The sequence below is a fragment of the Lysinibacillus sp. NPDC096382 genome, assembly GCF_044762845.1.
Classification (GTDB): domain Bacteria; phylum Bacillota; class Bacilli; order Bacillales_A; family Planococcaceae; genus Lysinibacillus.
Map to the genome: position 1 here is coordinate 105,148 of NZ_JBIWFC010000003.1, position 24,628 is coordinate 129,775.

Annotated in this window: 21 protein-coding genes; 17 read left to right on the forward strand and 4 right to left on the reverse strand. The window is 36.2% G+C overall.

What is annotated here, in order from left to right; all coding sequences use genetic code 11:
- Positions 1 to 170: 170 nt before the first annotated feature.
- Entirely contained in the window at positions 171 to 1,163 is a 993-nt protein-coding gene (locus ACIQZA_RS06815) for a zinc-dependent alcohol dehydrogenase family protein (RefSeq protein ID WP_402880956.1), read from the forward strand.
- Between the two features lie 36 nt (positions 1,164 to 1,199).
- Here the strand turns inward: ACIQZA_RS06815 and ACIQZA_RS06820 are convergent, their stop codons facing one another.
- Positions 1,200 to 2,240, reverse strand: coding sequence for a PLP-dependent cysteine synthase family protein (locus ACIQZA_RS06820; RefSeq protein WP_402880955.1), 1,041 nt, complete (start codon positions 2,238 to 2,240; stop codon positions 1,200 to 1,202).
- A 442-nt stretch (positions 2,241 to 2,682) separates the two neighbouring features.
- On the opposite strand from ACIQZA_RS06820, the gene ACIQZA_RS06825 reads away from it, so the two are divergent.
- The 5 genes from ACIQZA_RS06825 to ACIQZA_RS06845 all read left to right on the forward strand — a co-directional run bounded on the left by ACIQZA_RS06825 (position 2,683) and on the right by ACIQZA_RS06845 (position 6,300).
- Entirely contained in the window at positions 2,683 to 3,441 is a 759-nt protein-coding gene (locus ACIQZA_RS06825; protein ID WP_400936483.1) for a formate/nitrite transporter family protein, read from the forward strand.
- 305 nt (positions 3,442 to 3,746) lie between these two features.
- Positions 3,747 to 4,049 (forward strand): hypothetical protein, encoded by a 303-nt coding sequence (locus tag ACIQZA_RS06830; RefSeq protein WP_400936481.1) that lies wholly within the window; start codon positions 3,747 to 3,749, stop codon positions 4,047 to 4,049.
- 102 nt (positions 4,050 to 4,151) lie between these two features.
- Complete coding sequence (locus ACIQZA_RS06835) at positions 4,152 to 4,577, forward strand: GatB/YqeY domain-containing protein (protein WP_400936479.1); 426 nt, start codon at positions 4,152 to 4,154, stop codon at positions 4,575 to 4,577.
- A 110-nt stretch (positions 4,578 to 4,687) separates the two neighbouring features.
- Positions 4,688 to 5,287, forward strand: coding sequence for a TetR/AcrR family transcriptional regulator (locus ACIQZA_RS06840; protein WP_400936477.1), 600 nt, complete (start codon positions 4,688 to 4,690; stop codon positions 5,285 to 5,287).
- 56 nt (positions 5,288 to 5,343) lie between these two features.
- A complete protein-coding gene (locus tag ACIQZA_RS06845; RefSeq protein WP_400936475.1) occupies positions 5,344 to 6,300 on the forward strand; it encodes an SDR family NAD(P)-dependent oxidoreductase in 957 nt (318 codons plus the stop codon).
- An 89-nt stretch (positions 6,301 to 6,389) separates the two neighbouring features.
- On the opposite strand, the gene ACIQZA_RS06850 is transcribed toward ACIQZA_RS06845, so the two are convergent.
- Both ACIQZA_RS06850 and ACIQZA_RS06855 read right to left on the reverse strand, forming a co-directional pair.
- Positions 6,390 to 8,087, reverse strand: a complete 1,698-nt coding sequence (locus tag ACIQZA_RS06850) for a methyl-accepting chemotaxis protein (RefSeq protein ID WP_403009866.1) — start codon at positions 8,085 to 8,087, stop codon at positions 6,390 to 6,392.
- Positions 8,065 to 9,714: a pyridoxal phosphate-dependent decarboxylase family protein gene (locus ACIQZA_RS06855; RefSeq protein ID WP_400936471.1), complete on the reverse strand. Its 1,650-nt coding sequence runs from the start codon at positions 9,712 to 9,714 to the stop codon at positions 8,065 to 8,067. The genes ACIQZA_RS06850 and ACIQZA_RS06855 overlap by 23 nt, the downstream gene beginning before the upstream one ends.
- 509 nt (positions 9,715 to 10,223) lie before the next feature.
- On the opposite strand from ACIQZA_RS06855, the gene ACIQZA_RS06860 reads away from it, so the two are divergent.
- The 3 genes from ACIQZA_RS06860 to chrA all read left to right on the forward strand — a co-directional run bounded on the left by ACIQZA_RS06860 (position 10,224) and on the right by chrA (position 13,872).
- Positions 10,224 to 11,414 (forward strand): DHH family phosphoesterase, encoded by a 1,191-nt coding sequence (locus tag ACIQZA_RS06860; RefSeq protein WP_400936469.1) that lies wholly within the window; start codon positions 10,224 to 10,226, stop codon positions 11,412 to 11,414.
- A gap of 340 nt (positions 11,415 to 11,754) precedes the next feature.
- Complete coding sequence (locus ACIQZA_RS06865; RefSeq protein WP_400936467.1) at positions 11,755 to 12,600, forward strand: DUF4179 domain-containing protein; 846 nt, start codon at positions 11,755 to 11,757, stop codon at positions 12,598 to 12,600.
- A gap of 111 nt (positions 12,601 to 12,711) precedes the next feature.
- On the forward strand, positions 12,712 to 13,872 hold the full coding sequence (chrA, locus tag ACIQZA_RS06870) for a chromate efflux transporter (protein ID WP_402880949.1): 1,161 nt from the start codon (positions 12,712 to 12,714) through the stop codon (positions 13,870 to 13,872).
- A gap of 685 nt (positions 13,873 to 14,557) precedes the next feature.
- On the opposite strand, the gene ACIQZA_RS06875 is transcribed toward chrA, so the two are convergent.
- Positions 14,558 to 14,677 carry a hypothetical protein gene (locus ACIQZA_RS06875; RefSeq protein WP_400936463.1) on the reverse strand — a complete coding sequence of 40 codons (120 nt, stop codon included), beginning with the start codon at positions 14,675 to 14,677 and terminating at the stop codon, positions 14,558 to 14,560.
- A gap of 177 nt (positions 14,678 to 14,854) precedes the next feature.
- Here ACIQZA_RS06875 and hemW point away from each other — a divergent pair, with 177 nt between their 5' ends.
- The 8 genes from hemW (at position 14,855) to ACIQZA_RS06915 (ending at position 24,491) form a co-directional block, all read left to right on the forward strand.
- A complete protein-coding gene (gene hemW, locus ACIQZA_RS06880) occupies positions 14,855 to 16,000 on the forward strand; it encodes a radical SAM family heme chaperone HemW (protein WP_400936511.1) in 1,146 nt (381 codons plus the stop codon).
- A gap of 89 nt (positions 16,001 to 16,089) precedes the next feature.
- Positions 16,090 to 17,118: a heat-inducible transcriptional repressor HrcA gene (gene hrcA / locus ACIQZA_RS06885; protein ID WP_400936461.1), complete on the forward strand. Its 1,029-nt coding sequence runs from the start codon at positions 16,090 to 16,092 to the stop codon at positions 17,116 to 17,118.
- Positions 17,119 to 17,135: 17 nt separating this feature from the next.
- The gene (grpE, locus tag ACIQZA_RS06890; RefSeq protein ID WP_400936459.1) at positions 17,136 to 17,702 is read left to right on the forward strand and encodes a nucleotide exchange factor GrpE; all 567 of its coding nucleotides are present in this window, start codon (positions 17,136 to 17,138) and stop codon (positions 17,700 to 17,702) included.
- Positions 17,703 to 17,777: 75 nt separating this feature from the next.
- Positions 17,778 to 19,616, forward strand: coding sequence for a molecular chaperone DnaK (gene dnaK / locus ACIQZA_RS06895; RefSeq protein WP_400936457.1), 1,839 nt, complete (start codon positions 17,778 to 17,780; stop codon positions 19,614 to 19,616).
- A 234-nt stretch (positions 19,617 to 19,850) separates the two neighbouring features.
- Complete coding sequence (dnaJ, locus tag ACIQZA_RS06900) at positions 19,851 to 20,969, forward strand: molecular chaperone DnaJ (protein ID WP_400936455.1); 1,119 nt, start codon at positions 19,851 to 19,853, stop codon at positions 20,967 to 20,969.
- Positions 20,970 to 20,990: 21 nt separating this feature from the next.
- On the forward strand, positions 20,991 to 21,932 hold the full coding sequence (gene prmA / locus ACIQZA_RS06905; RefSeq protein WP_400936453.1) for a 50S ribosomal protein L11 methyltransferase: 942 nt from the start codon (positions 20,991 to 20,993) through the stop codon (positions 21,930 to 21,932).
- Positions 21,933 to 22,014: 82 nt separating this feature from the next.
- Positions 22,015 to 22,752: a 16S rRNA (uracil(1498)-N(3))-methyltransferase gene (locus ACIQZA_RS06910; protein WP_402880943.1), complete on the forward strand. Its 738-nt coding sequence runs from the start codon at positions 22,015 to 22,017 to the stop codon at positions 22,750 to 22,752.
- A gap of 920 nt (positions 22,753 to 23,672) precedes the next feature.
- Positions 23,673 to 24,491, forward strand: coding sequence for a CsxC family protein (locus tag ACIQZA_RS06915; RefSeq protein ID WP_400936449.1), 819 nt, complete (start codon positions 23,673 to 23,675; stop codon positions 24,489 to 24,491).
- Positions 24,492 to 24,628: the final 137 nt, after the last annotated feature.

Genomic DNA, 24,628 nt, shown 5'->3' on the forward strand with positions numbered 1-24,628 from the left:
AATATTTAATATTCGCAATAGCTAAGAAATTAAGCGGGAGAAAAACCGCTCATAAAAGCCCGATTGCTGAAGACGAATAATCGGTGAGGATAAGGAAAACCCCTCCGGAAGGTTTCATGTTGGAGTAGTTGAAAAAAATGCTAGTAATCAATGATAAAGGAGTTAATTTTTTGAAAGCAAAAAGCATTAAATTATATGAATTTGGAAGCCCTCGGGAAGTTTTAAAGTTTGAAAATAAAACGATTCACCCCCCTCAAGAACAAGAAATTCTTGTTCGAATGCTGGCGCGACCTATTAACCCTTCAGATTTAATACCAATATGGGGGAGTTATGCTCATCGAATTTCTTTACCAACTATTCCAGGCTATGAAGGGGTTGGTATTGTAGAGGATGTAGGTCCGTATGTTTCTCAGGATCTTATTGGAAAGCGTGTATTACCTTTACGAGGAGAAGGAACTTGGCAGGAGATTGTAAAAACAAGTGCAGAATTTGCAGTGCTTATTCCATATTCTATAGATGATTTTACTGCAGCGCAAATGTATATCAATCCAATGACAGCTTGGGTAATTTGTACGGATATATTACAATTGCAGCCAAATGATGTTTTATTAGTGAATGCTTGTGGGTCCGCAATTGGACACATATTTGCCCAGCTAGCAAAATTGTTAGGTTTTCAACTAATCGCGATAACGAGAAATAATAGACATACGGACGATTTAATTCAGCTTGGCGCTTCCTATGTAATAGATACTTCAGTAGCACCGCTCTATGAGACAGTAATGGAACTAACAAATGGCAATGGGGCCAATGCCGCTATTGATTCTATTGGGGGAACAGCAGGCAACGATCTTGCCTTCTGTCTGAAAGCTGGAGGGAATTTTTTAGCGATTGGTCTTTTATCAGGTGTACAAGTGAATTGGCAAAGAATCGTTAAAGAGGCAAATATAAAGGCAAATATGTTCCATTTACGTCATTGGAACAAGCAAGTCTCGATAGAAAGATGGCAAAGTACATTTCATCACTTAATTAATCTAGTTAATAGTGGTAAGTTAAAAATGATGGCAGTGGATTCTCATTATGATTTGTTAGACATTAAAAATGCGATAACGGCCGTTGAATCGTCTAACAATACTAAAGGAAAGATATTTTTAACAAGTTATTGATATGAACGAAGGGTAATGCATTTTACCCTTCTTTTTTTATAGGGTGTCTAAGCTACTGCGTATTCTTCGATGCGCTTGTTTCTGAAATAAATCTGTAGATAAATATCGTAGACCAGTATCGGGTAGGATAACGACAATCCGTTTCCCTTTGTTCTCTGGACGTTTTGCAAGGGCTGTGGCGGCAAATAAAGCAGCACCTGATGAAGTCCCTACTAATATACCATCTGACTTCGCAACAGCACGTGCCGCCTCATAAGCTTGTGCAGTTTCCACTTCGAGTACTTCATCAATTATTTCTAAATGAACATTCGATGGCACGCGAGCCCCGTCAGCATCGGAGAAGCGGTGAACACCTGTGATTTCAATGATATCTGGATTATCAACTGTTGCAATGGAATTAACAGCAGGCTCTACACCAATAATCTGAATAGCTGGATTTTTAGATTTTAAATATGCACCAGCACCACTTATCGTACCACCTGTGCCAATTGCTGCTACAAAAATATCAATTTGTCCGTCTGTATCCTCCCAGACTTCAGGACCAGTTGTTACCTTATGAATATTTGGGTTGGCCTCATTATCAAGCTGATTTAAAAATACAACATTTTCTTCGTGTTCAACGACTGTTTCTCGAAATACTTTAATCGTTTCAACAAAGTCACCATCTGTTTCCTCAAAGGCAGCTACCATTTCTGGGACATCTGAAAATGGTACAACCTCCGTTCCGTATGCCTTAACTACCTTTGTTCGCTCTTCACTTACACCATCCTGCATGTAAATTCGAAGCTTATAGCCTTTTGCAGCTGCAATTGCTGCTAGACCAATACCTGTATTGCCACTAGTTGTTTCAATTATTGTTTTATCCTTTGTCAACACGCCACGAGCTTCAGCATCCTCAATCAGCGCTTTAGCAACACGGTCCTTCACACTATTAGCAGGATTAAAATACTCTAGCTTTACAATGATTTCGGTTTCTAGCTGTTGCTCTTTTACATACTGATTTAATGCTAAAAGTGGTGTATGACCGATTAATTCTGTAATAGATTGTTTAATCTTATTCGTTACAATTTGACCCATCCCAATCAACCCCTTAAATTTAACCTACTTAACAAACTTGTTTTGTAGGAATTGGTGGAATCATATCAATATAAATCCATATAAGCAATAAAATCACTAATAGAAGTATTAAATGTAGCAATAGAAAAAAGTAATTAATCAAATCTACAAAATCTTGGTTTAGTACTGCGAGAAATACGGATTATTCTTGACTATGCTCCTATGCGAAAGCGAGTAACCCGAAATACAAATTGATGTCTTCACAGAAAGTAATAGTGCATGATTATATGTATATTTGGAGGAATTTACTTTAAATTTGCTAATTAACGATATTTTGGAATAATAATTTGTTAAAATGTAAGCCTTGTATAAAAGTTGGTTAGAGTGGAAACCGATGACTACTTGAGACCAGCGTTAAAAATGAGTTATTAAATTAGCTTGATGTTATTTGGGAGATGAAAGTATGAAAGAGACAATTTCTTCAGTTTGTATAACAGCTGAAACAAAAATTAACATGATGAAGCAAAAGCCTGCTAATTATTTATTGTTAGCTATTTTTGGTGGACTTTTTATCGGATTTGGAATTTTGCTCATCACTACTATAGGGGGCTTATTAAGTCCGGCTGGGGTACCGAGTATGAAGATCGTACAAGGGTTATCATTTGGTGTGGCACTTAGTATGGTCATGATGGCTGGAGCCAATTTATTTACCGGTGATAATCTAGTTTTAACGGTTAGTACACTATCAAAAAAATCATCACCATTAGAGATGTTGGGCATTTGGACATTTAGTTACATAGGAAACTTCTTTGGTTCGCTGTTAGCGGCCGCATTATTTTTTTACTCGGGGCTAGCAGGCGGAGACATAGCAGCTTACATTGAAAAACTAGCTACAGCTAAGATGAGTGGTAGCTTCGTTGAACTTTTATGTCGAGGCATTTTATGTAATTTGCTAGTATGCTTGGGCGTATGGTGCACCTATAAATTAAAAACAGAGACTGGAAAATTAGTGATGATTTTCTGCTGTATTTTCCCATTTGTCACAATTGGATTTGAGCATTGTATAGCAAATATGACATTGTTTTCTCTTGCGCTCCTCATACCTCATGGTGAACTAGTATCGTTTAGTGGAGCCATGTCAAATTTATTACCTGTTACAATAGGTAATATTATTGGTGGAGCTGTTATTGGTTTTGTTTATTGGGTAAATGGCAGAGATTAATAAATCACTAGATATTGCTAATGCAGTCAGTTTCATTGGAGTAAAATACTGGTGCCATGGCAATTTGAGAAGTGATTGTAAGGACCTGTTTATATAACAGGAATATAATAGTGATTCGATTATATCAAGTGAAATTAACGGATGAATACTTGACAAATTCCATCTCTTAATACTTTGACTTTAAGATAAATCGTAGATAGAATGATAGGTAGAGTTGCTTATGTAACTCTACCTATTTTTATTGTGATTAATGCGTGAAATTAATAGATAATGTAATGAATATAAAAGAGCGGAGGAACTCAAAAATGGAACAAGAAGTCAACCAACATACGATTCTTCAAGCAATTTTAGAGCTTTCAAAGCAAATGCAAGACATGAAATCGGATCTTCAACAACAAATCGAAGCAGTTGAGAAGAGATTAGAAGAAAAAATTGATGTAGCTGAGAAACGACTGGAAGAAAAAAACGAAGCGTTGGAAAAAAGATTAGACAAAGTTGAACAAAATTTAAGTCGAAAAATTGATCTTGTAGATGCCAAATTTGATATTATATCATCGGATTTAATAACGACGAAAGCTGAAGTATCTATGCTTAAACAAGTAAAATAGTATTAATTATGCCTCAGCATAATTTCGTGACACACGCTACCGTATCCCTAAAGGTTACGGTATTTTTTTATGGTATAATGATGTCACGAAGGAGTGAAAACATTGTTAAAAACAGAGGTATTTGAACAATTAAAACAGGCAATGAGAGAAAAGAATGTATTAGCAAAAGGCGTATTATCGCTTTTGAAGTCTGCTCTAGATTTAGCTGAAAAAGAAAAGGGGGAGGTTTTATCGTCTGAAGAGGAAATGACTATTATAAATCGTGAAGTGAAGCAAACAAATCAGGCTTTAGAGGGTGCTCAAAATGCAGGGCGAGCTGACTTAATTGAAAAAGAGGAAGCAAAATTAGCACTTTTAAAATCATTTTTACCGAAGCAATTAACTGAAGAAGAAATTGCAGAAAAACTTGTGGCAGCAGGCATTGCAAAAGGAATGAACATGGGGGAAGCAATGAAAATTGCAAAACCTTTGTTAACTGGTCAGGCTGAAGGCGCTGTTATTTCAAAAGTTGTGAAGAGTTTAATTTAAAGTTGTTCAATAACAATCTCCTACTCTCAAGTGGTAAGAGATTGTTATTGAACAAAAATGAAAACAACTATATACTATTTATTAACCACTGGTCAATAAGGGGGATAATTATGTCGCCACGTAAGCCGTCAACAAAAGATTTGACGAAAGAAATGATTATAAATGAGGCTCATAAGCAATTTATCACGAAGGACTTTCATCAAGTATCAATGCGTAGTATTGCGAAAGGGCTTGGTTGTAGTCATGGGGCTATTTACTATCATTTTAAAAATAAAGCAGAAATATTTTATGCAATAGTAAGTGACTATTTTTCTGAACTAAATAATACTTTAGATGAAAATATGAACGGTCCTGAAGATCATAACATTAAACTACTGAATGTTTTTGTAGGCTATATGGCGTTTGGTTTAAATAATCAAAGTCAGTATGAATTAATGTTTATAATGAGGGATAGTGAAATTGATGGGCTTTCGCAAGAGGCAGCGAACCTTAGTTACGAAAAATTTGCACAAGCTGTACAGTCCTTATCAATGACAGAACTGCTGATTTCAGATATACATTCTACATTCATTGCTCTTCATGGATTTGTTACACATTATCGTCATTATGTAAAAAATTATGAGGAAGCGAAAGAAGCAGTGGATATACATGCAAAATTTCTTATCAAGGCTTTAATACATATTGAAAGTAGCTCTAGTAAAAAAATCTAGAGCTTCATTTAGTAGTTATTTGACCGCTGGTTAATTAATAGGGGAGGTAATTTAATTTGCAAACAGCATTGGTTATTGGGGCATCTGGTGGTATGGGATATGCACTAGTAAATGAACTAGTAAGTCGAAATATACAGGTGAAGGCATTTGCTAGAAATAAAGAAAAGTTAGTTGCACTTTTTCAGCATCACAAAAATGTAGAAATCATTTCGGGTGATGTATTTAATGAACAGGATTTGATGAAAGCTTCAAATGGTGTGGATATTATTTTTCATGCTATTAGCTTTCCATATCAAGATTGGGAAAAACTCCATATGCGATGTGTAGACATGGTGATTAACATAGCAGAAAGGAGAGGAGCGAAAATTGCACTAGTAGATAATATTTATGCCTATGGAAGACAATCAACAAACCCTGTAATAGAGCAAGCTAAAAAGGAACCACAAACGAAAAAAGGGAAAATTCGTTTAATGATGGAAAATAAATTAAAAAACAGTAATGTACCCTCGTTAATTGTACATTTCCCGGATTTATACGGACCAAATGCAGAGAATACAATACTCTATGAAACGTTAAAAAATGTAGCGCAAGGTAAAAAAGCCAATTTTGTAGGAAATATGCAGGTGAAAAGGGAATTCCTTTATACAGTTGATGGCGCAAAGGCTATGGTTGAGCTTGCTTTACGTGACGACACATATAATCAGAATTGGAACGTGCCAGCCGTTCATCCAATTACAGGGGAAGAACTAGTAAAAATTTTACGTGAAATTACAGGTTTCAAAAAAGGCATTCGTACAGTTTCTAAAGGCATGATCCAATTTATTGGAATATTTACCCCTGATATGAGGGAAGTGGTCGAAATGTTGTATTTAACCGAAGAACCAGTCATTTTAAGTGGAGAAAGATACGAAAAGGAAATAGGCGCTTTACCACGTACTTCATATCGAGTAGGGCTAGAAGAAACGCTTGCCTGGATGAACAAGAGGACATTAAAATTAGAGAAGAACTTTTAAGAGTTAATGAAAAAATCCGCATAATCTTCTAAAGGTAAAACTAAAACTTACCTTTAGAAAATATAGCGGATTTTTGTTATTAGTTATTCTTATAATTTGAATTTTTGTATGATATTACGAAGTTCCTGTGCCATCTCAGCTAAATTATTTGAAGACGCCGTAATCTCCTCAATACTAGCTGACTGCTCCTCGGAAGCAGCAGCTACATTTTGAATGTTTCCTGATGCTTGAACGGCAATTACACCAACTTCCTCTACAGAAATTGCAATGTTGCTAACCCCGTCATTAATATTGGAAATGATATTATTGACAGAATCCATTTCTTGAGTAAGAGAAGTAATATGCGAATATATTTCTTTAAAGGCTTCACCTGATTCATTAAACGTAATTGAGCTTTCTTCAAGGTTACTGTTACTAATTGCCATAGATTTTACAGCTTGCACAGACTCTTCCTTAATCGTTTCAATACGTGTTCGAATACTGTTGGTTGCCGCTAATGATTGGTCAGCAAGTTTACGTACTTCTTCAGCTACAACCGCGAAGCCTTTACCATGCTCACCAGCACGTGCTGCTTCAATAGAAGCATTTAGAGCGAGTAAATTTGTTTGATCTGTAATCTCATTAATTAAGGTTACAATGTCGCCAATCTCATTTGAGTATGTGCTTAAACGTTCCACAACTTTTGAAGCCTCTTGAATAGCATTAGATGTGACAACCATCTTTTCTGTAGCACTTTGAATCGTCGTATTGCCTTTTTCTGAAATAGAAGAGGCACTAAATGCTTTAGTAGTGACATCATTCACGCTCGATACAACTTCTGACATCTTTGTGGAGATTGTCGTAATATGACTTTCTACTTCTTCAAGAGAGGAAGTTTGTTTATCTGATCCTGCAGCTACATCTTGCATTGAAGATGTAATTTGTTGAATTGAGGCACTTGTTTGCTCAGAACCTGCCGATAATTCTTCAGACATAGCAGCTACTTGCTCAGCATTTTCAGCAATTTGTTGAATAAGTGAGCGTAAGTCTTCTGTCATATTTTCAATGCCTTCAGAAAGCTGTGCAATTTCATTAGAACCCTTTATTTGAAGAGGTTCAACAGCTAAGTCTCCTTGTGCCACCTTACCAACATAGTTAGTCATATTTTTAATTGGTTTTATAATCCCTTTACTAATGAAATAAGCCACAATAAAACCGAATATCAAAAACATCACGGTCATAATGATACAAGTCCAAAGAGTCTTCGTTTGAAGTTTAGAAATGAAGGAAGCGTCCATATCTAAACCAAAAAGAATATCCGTATCTTTAAATGGTACAAAAATGGATTTATGAATACCGTATTCATCTTTATAAATATCACTAGATTGAACGGTTCCAGTATTTAGCGCTTCATTCATGTCCTTAGTAAAAACATAGCCCTCTTGATAATCATCTTTCTTACTTAATGCCACAATATGTTCTTTGCCATTTGCACGTGAAAGAACGTAAGCATTTTGAATATCGTACTCGTTCATTGTTTCATTTAACTTATTTAATATTCCTTCATATTTATCCTTATCGCCGTTATCTGCAGCTTTAACATCTTCTTTATCTATATCATCAAAAATTGTTTGAGATATTACCTCTAATGATGTCTCAAATTGTGTAATAACAAAATTATCGATAATCTGATAAGACGAAATAAATAATACGATACTAAATATGACCGAAATAATAGCAATTGGAATAGTAAAACTAGCAATATATTTATAGAGTAAAGAGCTTTTAAATTTTTTGACTATACTCAACTTTAACATCCTCCAATACTTTCACCTTTTGTTGTAAAAAATGAATCATATCACTAATATGTTCTGTCTCTGTATAAGGAGAGATTGAAAAGAATTTTGCGGCAGCGACTGGAATTTGTTGTTTTGTATCACTAGTGTTGACAGTGCAAACTCGTGTAGTATCACCGAAAAATACTTCGTCGCGACCTTCTCCTATAATTTCAAATAAAGAAGCGTTAAGGCCATTAATATATTCAATCTGATCTTGTGCATAGCTACCTGATTGTTCAGATTTCCAATTAAAGCCTTCAGGATACAAACGAAATGCTGTAACTGGTCCAATATTAGACTCATTGACTACTTGTAACATTGGAATTTTCTCAGCTAACTGCGCACGGAATGCTAAATTTACACGCACATAATTTGCTAATATTTGTTGGTAACCTTCTTTCCCAAACGCCTGTAATGCAGCGTAAATAGCAATTGAACTACCCATACGAGAGCACTCTAATGTATAACCTGTATGATAAGAACCATAGCCCCGATTACCAACATAAGGTGTGTCGAAGTCCTCGATATCTAATAGCTGTAAATGTTTTCCTTCTTTTATTAAGAATAAGCTTGTTAAATAAGGCGTTTGACCAAGCTTTTGGAAGTCGAAGCAAAGGCTATCTGCAATAGGTAGATATTGCATACGTTCTTTAATTTGTTCCAGTGCTTGTAAAACATTAGTCTCTAACTGAAGTGGATTTGCCTTGAAATCATAATCGTTGAAAAATGCGTAAAAACCACCTAAAGCTGAATCAGCGTGAATATGTATAGGTTTTAATGAATGTTTTTGTTCAAGGTCAGTTGTAACTTTTTTGATTGCTTGTACATCATCAATGGCAAATTGATCTGTAGCGCCTGTTGTAGCAACTACGTACACTGGAATACCACCATTTTCGATCACTTCAGTCATACGCATACGTAAATCTTCGATATCCATTGAATGGTCTTTGCCAGCTTTAATACGAATTAAATGTTTGCTACCGATGCCTACTGCTTCAATTGATTTTAATAAGCTGTAATGTGCATTTTCTGAAGCAAAGCAATATAAATTATTTGGTACGCCATCTTCTTTTGCGTTAGGGAATTGTTTAGCAATCGCAAGACGAAGTCCACTGAAAACAGCCCCTTGTCCACCCCAAGTTGTGTAACCAAAGCTTTGAGTATAGTCGTAGCCAACTAATTTCGACATCATTGCTACTACCTTTACCTCACATTCTGCGGCAGCAGGTCCGTATACATCCCATAGATTGTTACCGTTAAGTAGCGCATTTGTGAATTGTCCTAATATACCAGGAATGCTAGCCATTGGTAAAACATTTGTTACAAAGTTACGTGTATGGTAAGGATGTCCTTGCATCAATTGCGTTAAATCATTCACAACCTGATCAAGTCCGACACCTGAAGTTGGTACTTGATTTTCTTGCATTAACTCTTTATAGAAATTGTCAGAGCGCTCTTTCATTGGTCCAAGAGTTGTTGTTTTTGGGTTTTTTAACTCATCTAATGATGTAACAATTTTCTCTAATAGGGATAAAAAATTCTCCCTTTGTTCGATATTACCATCTTCGCTTTGGAATAATTGTTGGATTTTTTTCATGTTCATCATCCTTTTTAGTTCGTTTTTCCTCTATTTTTTTATTTAACAAAAATAGGTCGTTTTACTAAAATTATAATAACATATTATAACAAAGAATGAGTTTATATTTTATAGGATAATTATTTTCAGTTATTTCCAAATAATCTGATTTAACTTAGAATGAAATATATGGAAAAATATTATAATGGATTATGTTCGTAAATGTTGAATTAAAGGGGTTTTTATGACTTTTTTTAATACAAAGCTAATGATGGGAAAGTGCTAGAAGGAGGTGGGGATTTTTACAATCAATACTATTTTAAAAATAATATTGTTTTATTTAAGAGTGGTGAGTATTTTAATGCTTTATGACTATTAAGGGTAATAAATATCTATTAATTTACTTTTAGTCAAAAAAGATTCTACATAAGTTTTTCATCTGTCTAGTGATGGGAGCATATTACATAAACACGTCTTACAATACCTATAATTTTTTCAATGATAAACCATACTAATATTGAGGTGAAAAAATGTATAAATTGCTATCGCATAATGATTTAGATGGAGTTAGCTGCGGGATTTTAGCCAAGCTTGCCTTTCAAGATCAAGTAAAGGTTAAGTACAATTCAATTTCAGCGTTGGACCGCGAAATTGAGTATTTTTTAGACAATAACGAACAAGATACATTTGTATTTATTACTGATTTATCTCCAAACGAGGAAAATGAAAGGAGGTTAAATGACTATTATATCGCAACGGGCAAAGTTCAATTGCTTGATCATCATAAAACGGCTTTACATTTAAACGATTATGAATGGGGTAAAGTATCAATAGAAGATGAAAAGGGCCATTTAACATCCGCAACGTCTTTACTTTATCAGTATCTTGTTACACATGGATTTTTAGAACAAAGGAATTCCATCACAGAATTTGTAGAGTTAGTGAGACAGTACGATACGTGGGAGTGGGAAAAGAATGATAATCAGCAAGCACGTCGACTCAATGCACTCTTTTTTTTAGTATCAATCGAAGAGTTTGAAGAAAAAATGCTTGAACGTTTAAAGATTAGCGACCATTTTGACTTCGATGAATTTGAAAAGAAAATTTTAACAATGGAAGAGGAGAAGATAGAACGGTACATCCGTCGAAAAAAAAGGGAGTTAGTGCAAACATCGATAGGAGAATACTTTACAGGTGTGGTTTATGCAGAATCGTATCATTCAGAGCTTGGTAATGAATTGGGAAAAGAAAATGTACACCTTGATTTTATAGCTATATTAAATATGGGTGGCAAAAAAATTTCATTTCGTACGATTCATGATCACATAGATGTTTCGGCAATTGCAGCAGAATTCGGAGGGGGAGGGCATCAAAAAGCAGCGGGTTGCTCTTTAACGGATGAAGCTTATGAGCAGTACGTGGCGCAAATATTTCATATAGCACCAATACCAGAGGATGCGAAACGAAATCGCTATAATTTAAGGTTCTCTTCTTTTGGGACAATGTATAAAAACCTTAAGGAAGAATTTTTCCTCCTATATTCAATAAGTGATTTTGATTGGGTAATTGAAAAAAATAAACTTCCATTAGATCAAATCTTTACAAGTTTTTATGAAGCAGAATGGTTTTTAAAAAGAAATTATCAAGCATGGTTAGTGAAAGATGAGTTATTTGTAGATTATTTAATGGAAGAAGCCAAAAAGGTTCGTCATCAAGAGTAAGGATAAAGGATAAAGGATTTACGCACAGTTTTGTGTGTGAATCTTTTTTTACTCTTGGGGAGGTGGTTGTCGATAAAATTCAAAAGTTGGGTGATAAAACATGAAAGTTAGTCGATAAAATTCAAAAGTTGAGCGATAATTCCTGAAAGTGTTCGTTAAACTGAAAAGGTGGATGTCGTACTAATTGTTTCAACACATAAAAGGAATTTAAATTATTTCTATAGATACATAGTGAAATCAGCCAAACCTTGACATCGTTAGAGGTTATATAATGTCCAATTGAAAACTACAATAAATAAAAAGCATTTGTGAAGACATACTTTCTTAAAATGAGGTGTATATGGTGTCCAATGATATACTTCTTGTCGAGAGTGAGCCTAAGGAAAATCGAGGGCGGAAAATATGGTTTATTGTTGTATTGCTTTTATTGGTAGCTACTTGTGTAATTGTTTATTATTTTTTGTTTAAGAAGGATTTAAATTTTGAAGCCTACAAAACAGTGATCGATAAAACTGCTGAAAATAGTCTCGGACGTTTAACGTTAAATGAAATAATTATTGATGATAATCAAATACTATTGAATGCTACCTTTAAGCCAGTAAAAGGCTTAAATTTCGACTACCGAATCTTTTTCTTTCCACAGGTTTTTGTGAATGGAAAAGAGTTCACGGTTAGAAATGGAGGACAGACTATCCAACAATCTGATAAAACCTATACAATCTATAGTAGTGTGAAATTAAGTGAACTACCAGATGATAAAATATTAAACTTAGATATTCGTTATAACGACTGGAACGGCGAAAAAAAAATTGACGTGCCGTGGGAATTTCAAGTGGAAGCTTCACAAGAGCAATTACAAGAAGATAGAAAGGTCTTCCCTGTTGAGAAAAAAGTAAAGCTTTTAGATGGTCAGGAAATAACAATAGAGGAGGTTGTTTCTACACCTATATCAACAACAATATACTTTCATTCAGAGAAAAGCTTACTCAATGAAGCGTTGCATTTTAAAATCCAATCAGCAACAGGGGAATCTTGGCCATTTAACGTAGCATATCCTTTGAATGAAGAGTATACAAAGTGGGGTGTTCGCCTCGATGCATTATATTTAACGGGGAAGAGCTATGAGCTTATTCCGGTAGCTGCAAATGGAAGTGAGCTTGGCTCTGCCGTCAAGATTGGAGATTAAGAACGAAAACATGACTCCCATATTTTTTTAAAACTTTACAATATCTTAAACCAAAAGGTTGATTACCCCTTGTACTATAAATATAGACGACATGGAAAGTAGTTGAAAATATTGCAAAGGTTATGGGAGATTTTTTTAGTTTCGCTTACATTAGGTTGTACATCTTTTGGTGGCCCCACTGCACATTTAGGGTATTTTCAAAATGAATATGTTCAGAAGCGTAAATGGTTATCTGATCATGACTACATTCAGCTTGTTGCACTCAGTCAATTTTTACCTGGGCCAGCATCGAGCCAGGTAGGGATGGGGATTGGCTTATTAAGAGGCGGTTTATTTGGGAGTATTGTGTCATTTGTTGGTTTTACATTGCCGTCAGTTTTGCTACTTATGGCATTTGCGTATTTCTCTGTACATACAGAGATGGATATGGGGTGGATTCATGGTTTAAAATTGGTGGCCATTGCGATTGTTGCACAAGCTATTTTTGATATGTCAAAAAAATTAATCCTTAGTATTCGCCATCTTATAATCGCTTTGTTGGCACTGGTGGCAGTGCTTTTGTGGGTCCATCCACTTGCTCAAGTGACGACTATTATTGTGGCTTCTTTTCTCGGCTATCAATTTTTTAAGAAAATCAATCAACGAGAGAACCCAGAAGAAACGGTTGTACCTATTTCAAAAACGACAGGTAAATGTTTTTTAGCACTGTTTGTTATACTTCTTGTTGGTTTACCAATTGTTAGCCCACTAATACAATATGAATGGTTTACGATCCTTGAAAAGTTTTATCTATCAGGTGCATTAGTGTTTGGTGGAGGTCATGTCGTATTACCTTTACTAGAGGCACAGTTTGTCCAAAGTGGGTTAATAAGTTCTTCAGATTTTTTAGCAGGATACGGATTGACACAGGCAGTCCCAGGTCCATTATTTACCTTTGCTTCCTACATAGGTATGGTCATTGCTGGAGTACCTGGGGCCATTATCGCTACGATAGCTATTTTTTTACCGGCATTTTTGCTAATAATAGGGGCAATGCCTTTTTGGCTAGCTCTTAATCGTTTCGCCGGATTAAGAAGGGCGATGGCTGGTGCAAACGCAGCAGTTGTTGGAATATTAGCCGCAGCTTTTATTCATCCGATTGTGACACAGACAATTCAAAATGGTTTAGACATAGTACTTGCAGCCGCTTTTTTATGGTGCTTGATGAATTGGAAAGTTCAACCTTATTTGCTCGTACTAATTGGCATTTGCGTAGGAATTGTATGTTATTAAGGATACAAAAAAACCAAAACCATTATTGCATTGGTGTTGATTTTTTTTTTGTGAAATGAATTGAAAGCTTAGATAAACGCTTCTTTTCGAATCGCTAGTTTCTTCATATGATGTTATAGAGATTGGCGAGAAATATTTAATTGTTAGCAGCTGCTGAAATATTGCCGTTACACTGCTTTAGAATTTTGCGGATATATAGCTCCTCGTTTGTATGTCCAGTAGAGTTAACACTACATTTGGTTTTCCGGGAGATTACATCGTATATGAGGAAGTAAGTAGAAGTATTGGCAAAACGGATGATGAACAGAAAAAAATCTTCAGTGAAATTTTAACACCAATGTAGATGGATTCACGACTGTAACTATTGGAAGTGTTGTTATTGCGAGTATATATGTATCGATATTATAAGTATTGGATAATGACAAGATGTGGGTTATCCAAAAGAGAAAATAGTATGCTTGAGGAGCCTTCAAGCATACTATTTTTTTACTTTTAAGAAGTTTAAGGAGTCTATTTCTTTCTATTTCTTCTCGCGAAAGGACGTATAGCCAAAACCACATTCAGTATAGGAAAATCGTTTTCATGTTAGAACAATGATTATATGGATGGGTTGTAAAATTTATAATGCCTTTCGTTTGTTTGCTGCTGGTATTCCTAACTCTTTACGATATTCTCTAATTGCTGTTCATACAGAAATTGTCACAAGTTCAAGTGTTGTATATTGTAGTAATTCAAAAGATGTGTGTAATTGAGGTGTCATCATCATTTTCTGTTGCGGTTGTTGCTTTAAAATTATGTCCATCATAATTACTCCATTTCTTGTTTTTAATTAGCACAACAAAAAGGTGTGAATTTTCGGATAATAATGTTAAAGTAACATAGTTTTGATTTAGTTATTTTACTAACTTGATTCATGGCGTTCCGTGCCGCTATTGTTTATAATGAGGAAATGGAAAAGACTAACGAGAAAGAAGGGATAGTTATGGCACGAGGTGTTTACATTCATATTCCTTTTTGTCATCAAATTTGTAATTATTGCGATTTCAATAAATTTTATTTTAAAAATCAACCAGTGGATGAATATATAGAAATGCTTGGCAAGGAGATGGAGCTTGCGACAAAAAAATATCCCGAGAGTTTTAAGCAAATCGAAACGATATTTCTTGGTGGCGGTACACCAACAGCACTATCACCTAAGCAAATAGACAGACTTCTTGAGCTTATTCGTACGTATATTCCGATGGACAATGTGACAGAATTTACATCAGAGGCCAATCCGGACGAGCTTTCAGAAGCAAAAATGCAAGCATTGTTTGACGGTGGTGTAAATCGCTTAAGTATGGGTGTACAATCCTTTGATCAAGAGTTGTTAAAGAAAATTGGTCGTACTCATAGCAACAATCATGTTTATGAAACAATTGCCTTGGCGAAAAAGGTAGGCTTCAGAAATATTAGTTTGGATTTAATGTACGGTTTGCCGGGTCAGACGATGGCACAATGGAAGGACACCTTAGAAAAAGCGTTCGCTCTTAAAATACCACATTATTCTGCTTATTCACTAATAGTGGAGCCAAAAACGATTTTTTATAATCAATACACAAAAGGGAAGCTCCATTTACCAACTGAAGATCTTGAAGCGGATATGTACGATGTGCTAATGAACCAGATGGAGGCGTATGGACTTCAACAATACGAAATAAGTAACTTTGCTCAATCTGGTTTCAGTTCTAAACATAATAAAATATACTGGGAAAATGATGAATATGCAGGATTTGGTGCTGGTGCTCATGGGTATTTAGCGGGTCAGCGTTATTCAAATCATGGACCATTGAAAAAGTATATGGATGCAGTAAATGCAGGGGAACTACCAATTGTCTATGAGCATGTTGTAACAGAGAATGAGAAGCGCGAAGAGCAAATGTTTTTAGGTTTGCGTAAAACAGAAGGAATTACACACTCTATATATGAAGAAAAATTTAAAGAATCAATGTATAGGGATTACTCATATGTCATAGAAAAGTTAGTTTCAGAAGGTCTTTTGGAACAGGATACTAAAGGAATTCGACTTACGCGAAAAGGTCGCTTTGTAGGTAATGAAGTATTTCAACAATTTTTACTAGAAGATTGAGCGATATCGTTGACATAAAATGTAGGATTTGATAACTTAATAATAGTATTAGCACTCCTCTTAGTTGAGTGCTAACAGAGGTGATAATCATGCTAACAAATCGGCAATTACAAATATTGCAAGCTATCGTAGACGACTTTATTATGTTTGCACAGCCGGTAGGTTCTCGCCAAATCTCCAAAAAGCAAGAGATTACATTTAGTCCAGCCACAATTCGAAATGAAATGGCGGATTTAGAGGAATTAGGCTTCTTAGAAAAAACGCACACTTCCTCTGGTCGAGTGCCTTCGGAAAAGGGTTATAGATTTTATGTAGATCATTTGTTGAATCCCCAAGGCATTAATTCGAGGGATATTCAGCAAATCCAATCAATTTTTAACGATCGCTTAGTAGAAGTAGAGCATATTATCAGAAAGTCAGCCAATATTTTATCAGAACTGACCTCGTATACATCGATTCTTTTAGGACCAGATGTTCAAAGACATCGAGTAAAACGATTTTCAATTGTGCCACTTTCTAGCGATACAGCAGTAGCGATTATCGTAACGAATAACGGGCATGTAGAAAATCGCATGTTTAGTTTACCGCCTAATTTTACCGCTACTGATTTAGAGAAAATGGTTAATATCTTAAATGAACGACTAGTTGGTGTTTCATTAGAGGATATTCATAAAGAACTCGAAGCTGAAGTGCTAACAGTATTACACCAGCATGTTCGATCAGCGGATGATTTTATTCACGCTCTCGTGACAGCGACGATGCATAATTCAGAAAGTAAAATTTTCTATGGCGGTAAAACAAATATGTTCAACCAACCTGAATTCCACGATTTAAATAAAGTCCGTATGATTTTGGACTTAATGGAAACGACTAGCCAAGTGCAGTCACTCTTCCATCCTAATGAATCGGGCATTCACATTCGTATTGGTTCAGAAAATAAACAACTAGAAATGGAAAACTGTAGTGTCATTACGACCACTTATTCTATTGGTGAAGATCAGCAAGGGGCTATAGCAATTATTGGTCCAACACGAATGGATTATAAACGTGTTGTTGCTTTACTAGACGTAATGCGCTTGGATTTAACACAAGCCTTTACGAAGAATCGTAGTGATTGATAATGAGGAGGATAAAAGTGACGGAAAAAACTGAAAACAAAGACCTTGTACAGGATTTACAAGCTGAAAATGAGGTAGAAGAGACAGAAGTAGTAGAAGAACAAAAAGCTGAATTAACAATCGAAGAACAGTATGAAGCAAAACTAGCTGAGTTACAAGCAAAGCTAGCCGACGAGGAAAATCGTCATCTACGCTTACGTGCTGACTTCGATAATATTCGCCGCCGCAATCAACTTGATCGTGAGGCTGCTGAAAAGTATCGCGCTCAGAGCTTACTGTCTGATTTATTGCCAGTAATTGATAATTTTGAACGTGCCTTACAAGTTGAAGCGACTTCTGAAGAAACTGCTTCCATCGTGAAAGGTATTGAAATGGTGTACCGTTCTCTGATAGAAGCTGCTGAGAAGGAAGGCTTACAGATTATTAAAGCTGAAGGGGAGCAATTTGACCCTAATATTCACCAAGCTGTCATGCAAGAGCAAGATAGTGAAAAAGAGACGGGTGTTGTCTTACGCGAGCTTCAAAAAGGCTATATGTTAAAGGATCGTGTATTACGCCCAACAATGGTATCTGTAAACGAATAGACTTAGTACTATTTAATTTATTACATTTAGATAGAAAACGCATCATTTGCGTTTAAATAATAGGAGGAAATTTTTATGAGCAAAATTATCGGTATTGACTTAGGAACAACAAACTCTTGTGTTTCTGTACTTGAAGGCGGAGAACCAAAAGTAATTCCAAATCCAGAGGGGAACCGTACAACACCATCTGTTGTTGCGTTTAAAAATGGCGAACGTCAAGTTGGTGAAGTAGCGAAACGTCAATCAGTAACAAATCCTAACACAATTATTTCTATTAAATCTAAAATGGGTACATCTGAAAAAGTTAAAGTGGAAGATAAAGAATATACTCCACAAGAAGTTTCTGCAATGATTCTTCAATACTTAAAAGGCTATGCTGAAGACTACTTAGGTGAAAAAGTAACAAAAGCAGTAATTACTGTACCTGCTTACTTCAACGACGCTCAACGTCAAGCTACTAAAGATGCTGGTAAAATCGCAGGTTTAGAAGTAGAGCGTATTATCAACGAACCAACAGCTGCTGCACTTGCTTATGGTTTAGACAAACAAGATACAGATCAAAAGGTATTAGTATTTGACCTTGGTGGCGGTACGTTTGACGTATCTATTCTTGAATTAGGTGACGGTGTATTTGAAGTATTAGCAACAGCTGGTGATAACAAACTAGGTGGGGACGATTTCGACGATGCTATCATCGAGTATCTTGTAGCAGAATTCAAAAAAGAAAACGGCATTGACCTTTCTAAAGATAAAATGGCTATGCAACGTCTTAAAGATGCGGCTGAAAAAGCGAAAAAAGACTTATCAGGTGTAACATCTACTCAAATTTCTTTACCATTCATTACTGCTGGTGAAGCTGGTCCATTGCACTTAGAAATTGCTTTAACTCGTGCAAAATTTGACGAAATTACATTACCATTAGTAAACCGTACAGTAGGTCCAGTACGTCAAGCATTATCTGATGCAGGTCTTTCAACATCTGAAATTGACCAAGTAATCTTAGTTGGTGGTTCTACACGTATTCCAGCAGTACAAGAAGCTGTACGTAAAGAAACTAATAAAGAGCCACACCGCGGTGTAAACCCTGACGAAGTTGTAGCGATGGGTGCTGCTGTTCAAGGTGGCGTATTAACTGGTGATGTAAAAGACGTAGTTTTACTTGACGTAACTCCACTTTCATTAGGTATCGAGACTATGGGTGGCGTATTCACAAAATTAATCGACCGTAACACTACGATCCCAACATCTAAATCACAAGTATTCTCAACTGCAGCGGACAACCAACCAGCAGTAGATATTCACGTACTACAAGGTGAACGCTCAATGGCGGCAGACAATAAAACATTAGGCCGCTTCCAATTATCGGATATCCCACCAGCACCACGTGGTGTACCACAAATCGAAGTAACATTCGATATTGATAAAAATGGTATCGTATCTGTTAAAGCGAAAGACCTTGGTACAAACAAAGAACAAACTATTGTTATTCAATCTGATTCTGGTTTATCTGAGGAAGAAATCGAGCGTATGGTAAAAGATGCTGAAGCAAATGCTGAGGCGGATACTAAACGCAAAGAAGAAGCAGATCTTCGCAACGAAGCTGACCAATTAGTGTTCCAAGTTGACAAAACAATTGCTGACTTAGGCGAACAAATTACAGAAGATGAGAAAAAATCTGTTGAAGATGCTCGTGACGAACTGAAAAAAGCGCTTGAAGCTGGCGAATTAGAAGGCATTAAATCTGCTAAAGAAAAACTAGAAGGCGTATTACAGCCATTAGTTATGAAAGTATATGAACAAGCTGCAGCAGCTGCTCAAGCAGCTCAAGGTGGCGATGCTGGTGCAGATGCTGGCGCTGGTAAAAAAGACGATATCGTAGACGCTGATTTTGAAGAAGTAAAAGACGATAAATAATAGTAAGTAACACAGTTGAGTGAAGAAGCCAAAGACCGCTTGCGGCTTTGGCTTTTCTCTTTATCTTAGATATATCCACTCACATTTAATCGTCTAGATGCATAGGTTATGTGCGAGAAATGTGAAAAAACATATATGCAACATTTTTAAATGAATATTTAATAATAAAATAGAGGCAGTTTTTTTAACTGCGTGATACAATAGATTTTATGCAAAAAGAGCGGAGTGTGAATCATGGAGAAACGCGATTACTACGAGGTGCTTGGTTTAACGAAATCGGCTTCTAAAGATGAAATTAAAAAAGCATACCGTAAATTATCAAAACAATACCATCCTGACCTTAATAAAGAGCCAGGTGCAGATGAAAAATTCAAAGAAATCGCTGAAGCTTATGAAGTTTTAAGTGACGATCAGAAAAAAGCACGCTATGATCAATTTGGCCATGAAGATCCAAATGCAGGCTTTGGTGGTGGCTTCGGGGGCGGCGGCTTTGGCGGCTTCGAGGATATTTTCAGCTCATTCTTTGGTGGTGGCGGTCGCCGTCAGGATCCGAACGCACCACGCAAAGGTGACGACCTTCAATATCGTATGAATATTACATTTGAAGAAGCAATTTTCGGGAAAGAAACAGAAATCGAAATTCCGAAAGATGAATTATGTGATACTTGCCACGGTTCGGGTGCAAAACCAGGTACTAATCCTGAAACATGTTCAACTTGTCAAGGTGCGGGTCAAGTAAATCAAGCTGTAGATACACCTTTCGGCCGTATGATGAATCGTCGAACTTGTTCTACATGTCATGGTACAGGTAAAAACATTAAAGAAAAATGTTCAACTTGTCGTGGCGAAGGTAACGTTCAGAAACGTAAGAAAATTAAAGTTAACATTCCAGCAGGTGTGGATGATGGTCAGCAAATTCGTGTGTCTGGTCAAGGAGAGCCAGGTATAAATGGCGGCCCGGCGGGGGATTTATATATTATGTTCCGCGTTCAAGGACATAAAGAGTTTGAACGTGATGGCGATGATATTTATTACGAACTAAAACTGACATTCCCACAAGCAGCTCTTGGTGATGAAATAGAAGTCCCAACGGTTCATGGAAAAGTAAAACTACGTATTCCTGTGGGAACACAGTCAGGTGCGCAATTCCGTCTAAAAGACAAAGGTGTCAAAAATGTACATGGCTATGGTACAGGAAATCAATATGTAACAGTAAAAGTTGTAACGCCAGAAAAATTAACTGAAAGACAAAAGCAATTACTACGTGAATTTGCGGAAATCAGTGGTGACATTCCTGAAGAACAAGGAAGCTCACTATTCGATAAAATTAAGAAAAAATTCCAAGGTGAATAATTAGAGGAGCTGAAGAGCTACGTGAAGTGGTCAGAATTATCCATTCATACAAAAAATGAAGCGGTAGAAGCAATTTCGAATATTTTGCATGAAGCAGGGGCAAGTGGTGTAGTTATTGAGGATTCTGCAGAATTTGCGAAGCCACGAGAGGATCAGTATGGTGAAATTTATGCGCTAAATGAAGCGGATTTTCCGAGAGATGGTGTTATTGTTAAGGCGTACTTATCGGAGTCTAGTTTTTTAAATGAAACAGTCGAAGAAATTAAGGCGGCTATAACAAATTTAACGAACTTCAACATCGATATTGGTGAAAATGTTGTATCGATTGTGGAAGTTAACGAGGAAGATTGGGCAACAGCATGGAAGCAATATTATCATCCTGTAAAAATTTCTGAACGCTTTACAATTGTACCAACATGGGAAGAATATGTACCAGTATCAACAGATGAATTAATGATTGAATTAGATCCTGGTATGGCCTTTGGTACAGGAACACACCCTACAACTGTTATGTGCTTACAAGGGCTTGAGAAGGTTGTAAAAGAGGGCGATACAGTTATCGATATCGGTACGGGTTCAGGCGTTCTATCAATTGGTGCAGCTTTACTAGGAGCTAAGAGCGTACATGCACTTGATTTAGACGAAGTAGCTGTTCGTTCAGCACAAGAAAATGTTGCATTAAACAAAGTAGATGATAAAGTATCTGTATTCCATGGAAATCTATTGGATACAGTTAAGGAACCAGCTGATGTCGTTGTGGCTAATATTTTAGCAGAAATTATTATGTCCTTTACTGACGATGCATTTTCAGTTGTTAAACCGGGTGGATTATATGTCACTTCAGGCATCATTGGCGCGAAACGTGATGATGTAAAAGCAGCACTAGAAGCTTCAGGGTTTGTAATCGAAGAAGTATTACTAATGGAAGATTGGGTAGCGATCATTGCCCGTCGACCACAATAAATTGATTGAGGAAGCGCCAAATCGTGAGCCGAGTGCTGGCGATTTGGCGTTTTCTCTTCTTGCTATAAAGGAGTATGGTAACATGCAACGCTATTTTATTGAGACGACCATTGAGGAAGCACGTATTAGTGGGGAGGATGCGCGACATATTGAACGAGTAATGCGTATGAAAGAAGGCGACAAAATCGTTGTAGTTGCACAAAATACCGCTCATATATGTGAAATTGTATCCTTCGAAGCCGATGAGGTACACGTTCAAACTACAGGTGAAATTATTCCTTCTCCAGAGTTACCTGTTCATGTAACAGTGGCATGTGGTTTGCCAAAGGGCGATAAACTAGAACTTATTACGCAAAAGGCAACGGAGCTTGGAATGTTTGCCCTAATGCCATTTGAAGCAGAGCGTTCCATCGTTAAATGGGATAAAAAGAAAGGTGCCAAAAAGCAAGAGCGGCTACAAAAAATTGCAAAAGAAGCAGCTGAGCAATCCCATCGTACACATATCCCAGAAATTTATGAACCAATCTCTTTTAAACAGCTACTAGAACAAGTTGGCCATTTCGACGCCGTATTTATAGCAGATGAAGAGGATGCAAAAGCACAACAACGCACAAGATTTGCGGAGAAGTTAAAAAAAGTGTATGACAAGAAGTCGAAATCCGTTCTTATTATCTTTGGTCCAGAAGGTGGCATTGCTAGAAAAGAAGCAGATGCACTGCTTCAAGCCGGTGCCCAAACGATGTCATTAGGACCCCGAATTTTACGTGCAGAAACAGCGCCACTATATGCACTGTCTGCAATATCTTATGAATTTGAATGAAATAGGCATTTAACCTTGTCAAAAGAGCCTTTTCAAACAATGGCTGTGCATGGGTAAACGGCAATATAATGACGTGTAAGTGCAGTCATTGCAAGGTTTGAAGGAATAGGAAAAGACCACAATCAATGACTGTTTTTTATTAATAATCCTAACAAAAAGAGCCGATTCAGAAAAATTTGAATCGGCTCTTTTACATTGTAGTCCAAAACAGACTCGTTAGAATAGGTTTAATTTTTTAGTAAAATCCTCATTTAAATATTTCCCTATTATCATTGACATTCATTTTAGTTTTTATTTAGGAACTTGTAAGAAATAATTATTTTTCAAAGTCGTTGTTGTTTTATTGGTAGTTAGTTATTTTTTAAAGAAAGCTTTAAGAAATAATGAAGCATCTCTTAATTATTTCTATTTGTGTTTATTTCATAAATTATATTTTTCAAAACATAGGGCATTCACCTTTTTGTATAGTTTAGTTTCGTCGCGACAAACATACCCATTTTGGGGAGAAGCCCGTTTTTTATTGTTTTATATCTTAATTATTTATTTTTGTAATTGCTTCTATGATCTATTCTGCAACCTTAATTGCTACAGGACTATATACTATTTCCTTTCCTGAATGATTTAGTATTTGTTTACATGAAGTAGGTAAAATACCAATTACCGTTTCAATAGTAGTTTAGTTAGTTGGGTTGGATTCGGCATTTTTCGTATTATGGGAAAAAGTAAGTGAATAATTCAACGATTTAACTGTGAGGACCGAGTTTAAAGAAAAGCTTTAAAACACAAGTAAGACTCAACTCAAAAATCCCATTTTTATTATAAGTAAATAAACTAGTATACAAGTCCATGTATAGTTTTAAGTTCTTCATATTCTACTATAGAGCGCTCCTAATACTAAAAAATGAAAAGAGGGAATTTTTTTGAGTGATCAATTAGATATTCAAGTTAATCAAGTCGAACCTTGTCCAGTAACATCAACAGAACAAATACCATTAACTACTGAGGTTACTCCAGTAGTTGCTACACCGTTAGTGACGCCAACTATTAAAGTTCCGGTTGTACTTGCAGAACCAACACTTCAAATTGTTGTAGAGTCGGATATTACGCTTACACCTGCAGCAACTGAAATCAAAAGAGTGAAAAAAAATGTATTCCTGAATCAAGTGAAACTAGTACCTGTTGCTTTTGCACGTATTGGCACTACTGACTTTTTTGCGGTAACAAGAGCTAAATTATTTGTAGCAGGACATATTCGCAAAAATATAGAATATGCTACAGCAGCATGTAACGCGGCACTCCAAGATAGAATTGCCGATGTTCCGTTTTCAGGTTTTACAGACCTTACTTTCCCACAAACACTTGGAGGCCCTACTCCGATTTTAGGAATTTCCGAGTTTGCCGAAGCGAACTTCCTTAATGAAACTACGCAAATGGATGCTCGATTGGATAAAGCATTCTTCCAAAATCTAGTTAAATACAATGAACAACCATTTGGCGAGTTAGTAGCTGCAAACTTCTTTGAACTTGACTTTTCACCGGTTATGGCAGCACCAGAAGGCACTTTCGACACATTACGTGAAAAAATCGTGCTAGAGCTTACTGTAAAAGTACTGCAAGTTCAACAAATTCGCCTTGGAGTTGGCACTAATGTTATAACTCCTGTTCTTACAGGGCTTACTCCTCCAGTTAGTCCGACTCCTCCGACTCCTCCGACTCCTCCTTCTAATCCTTGTTGTTAATCTAGGTTTTTAGAGGAGCATAATAGATAAGAAAGGGCATTTCGTAGGCACTGAAAAAATCTAAAATTTTTGTTGGCAGTTGAAAGTTCGGTTAAATCGAACTTTCAACTGCTTTTTGTATTAAAGGATCTATCAAA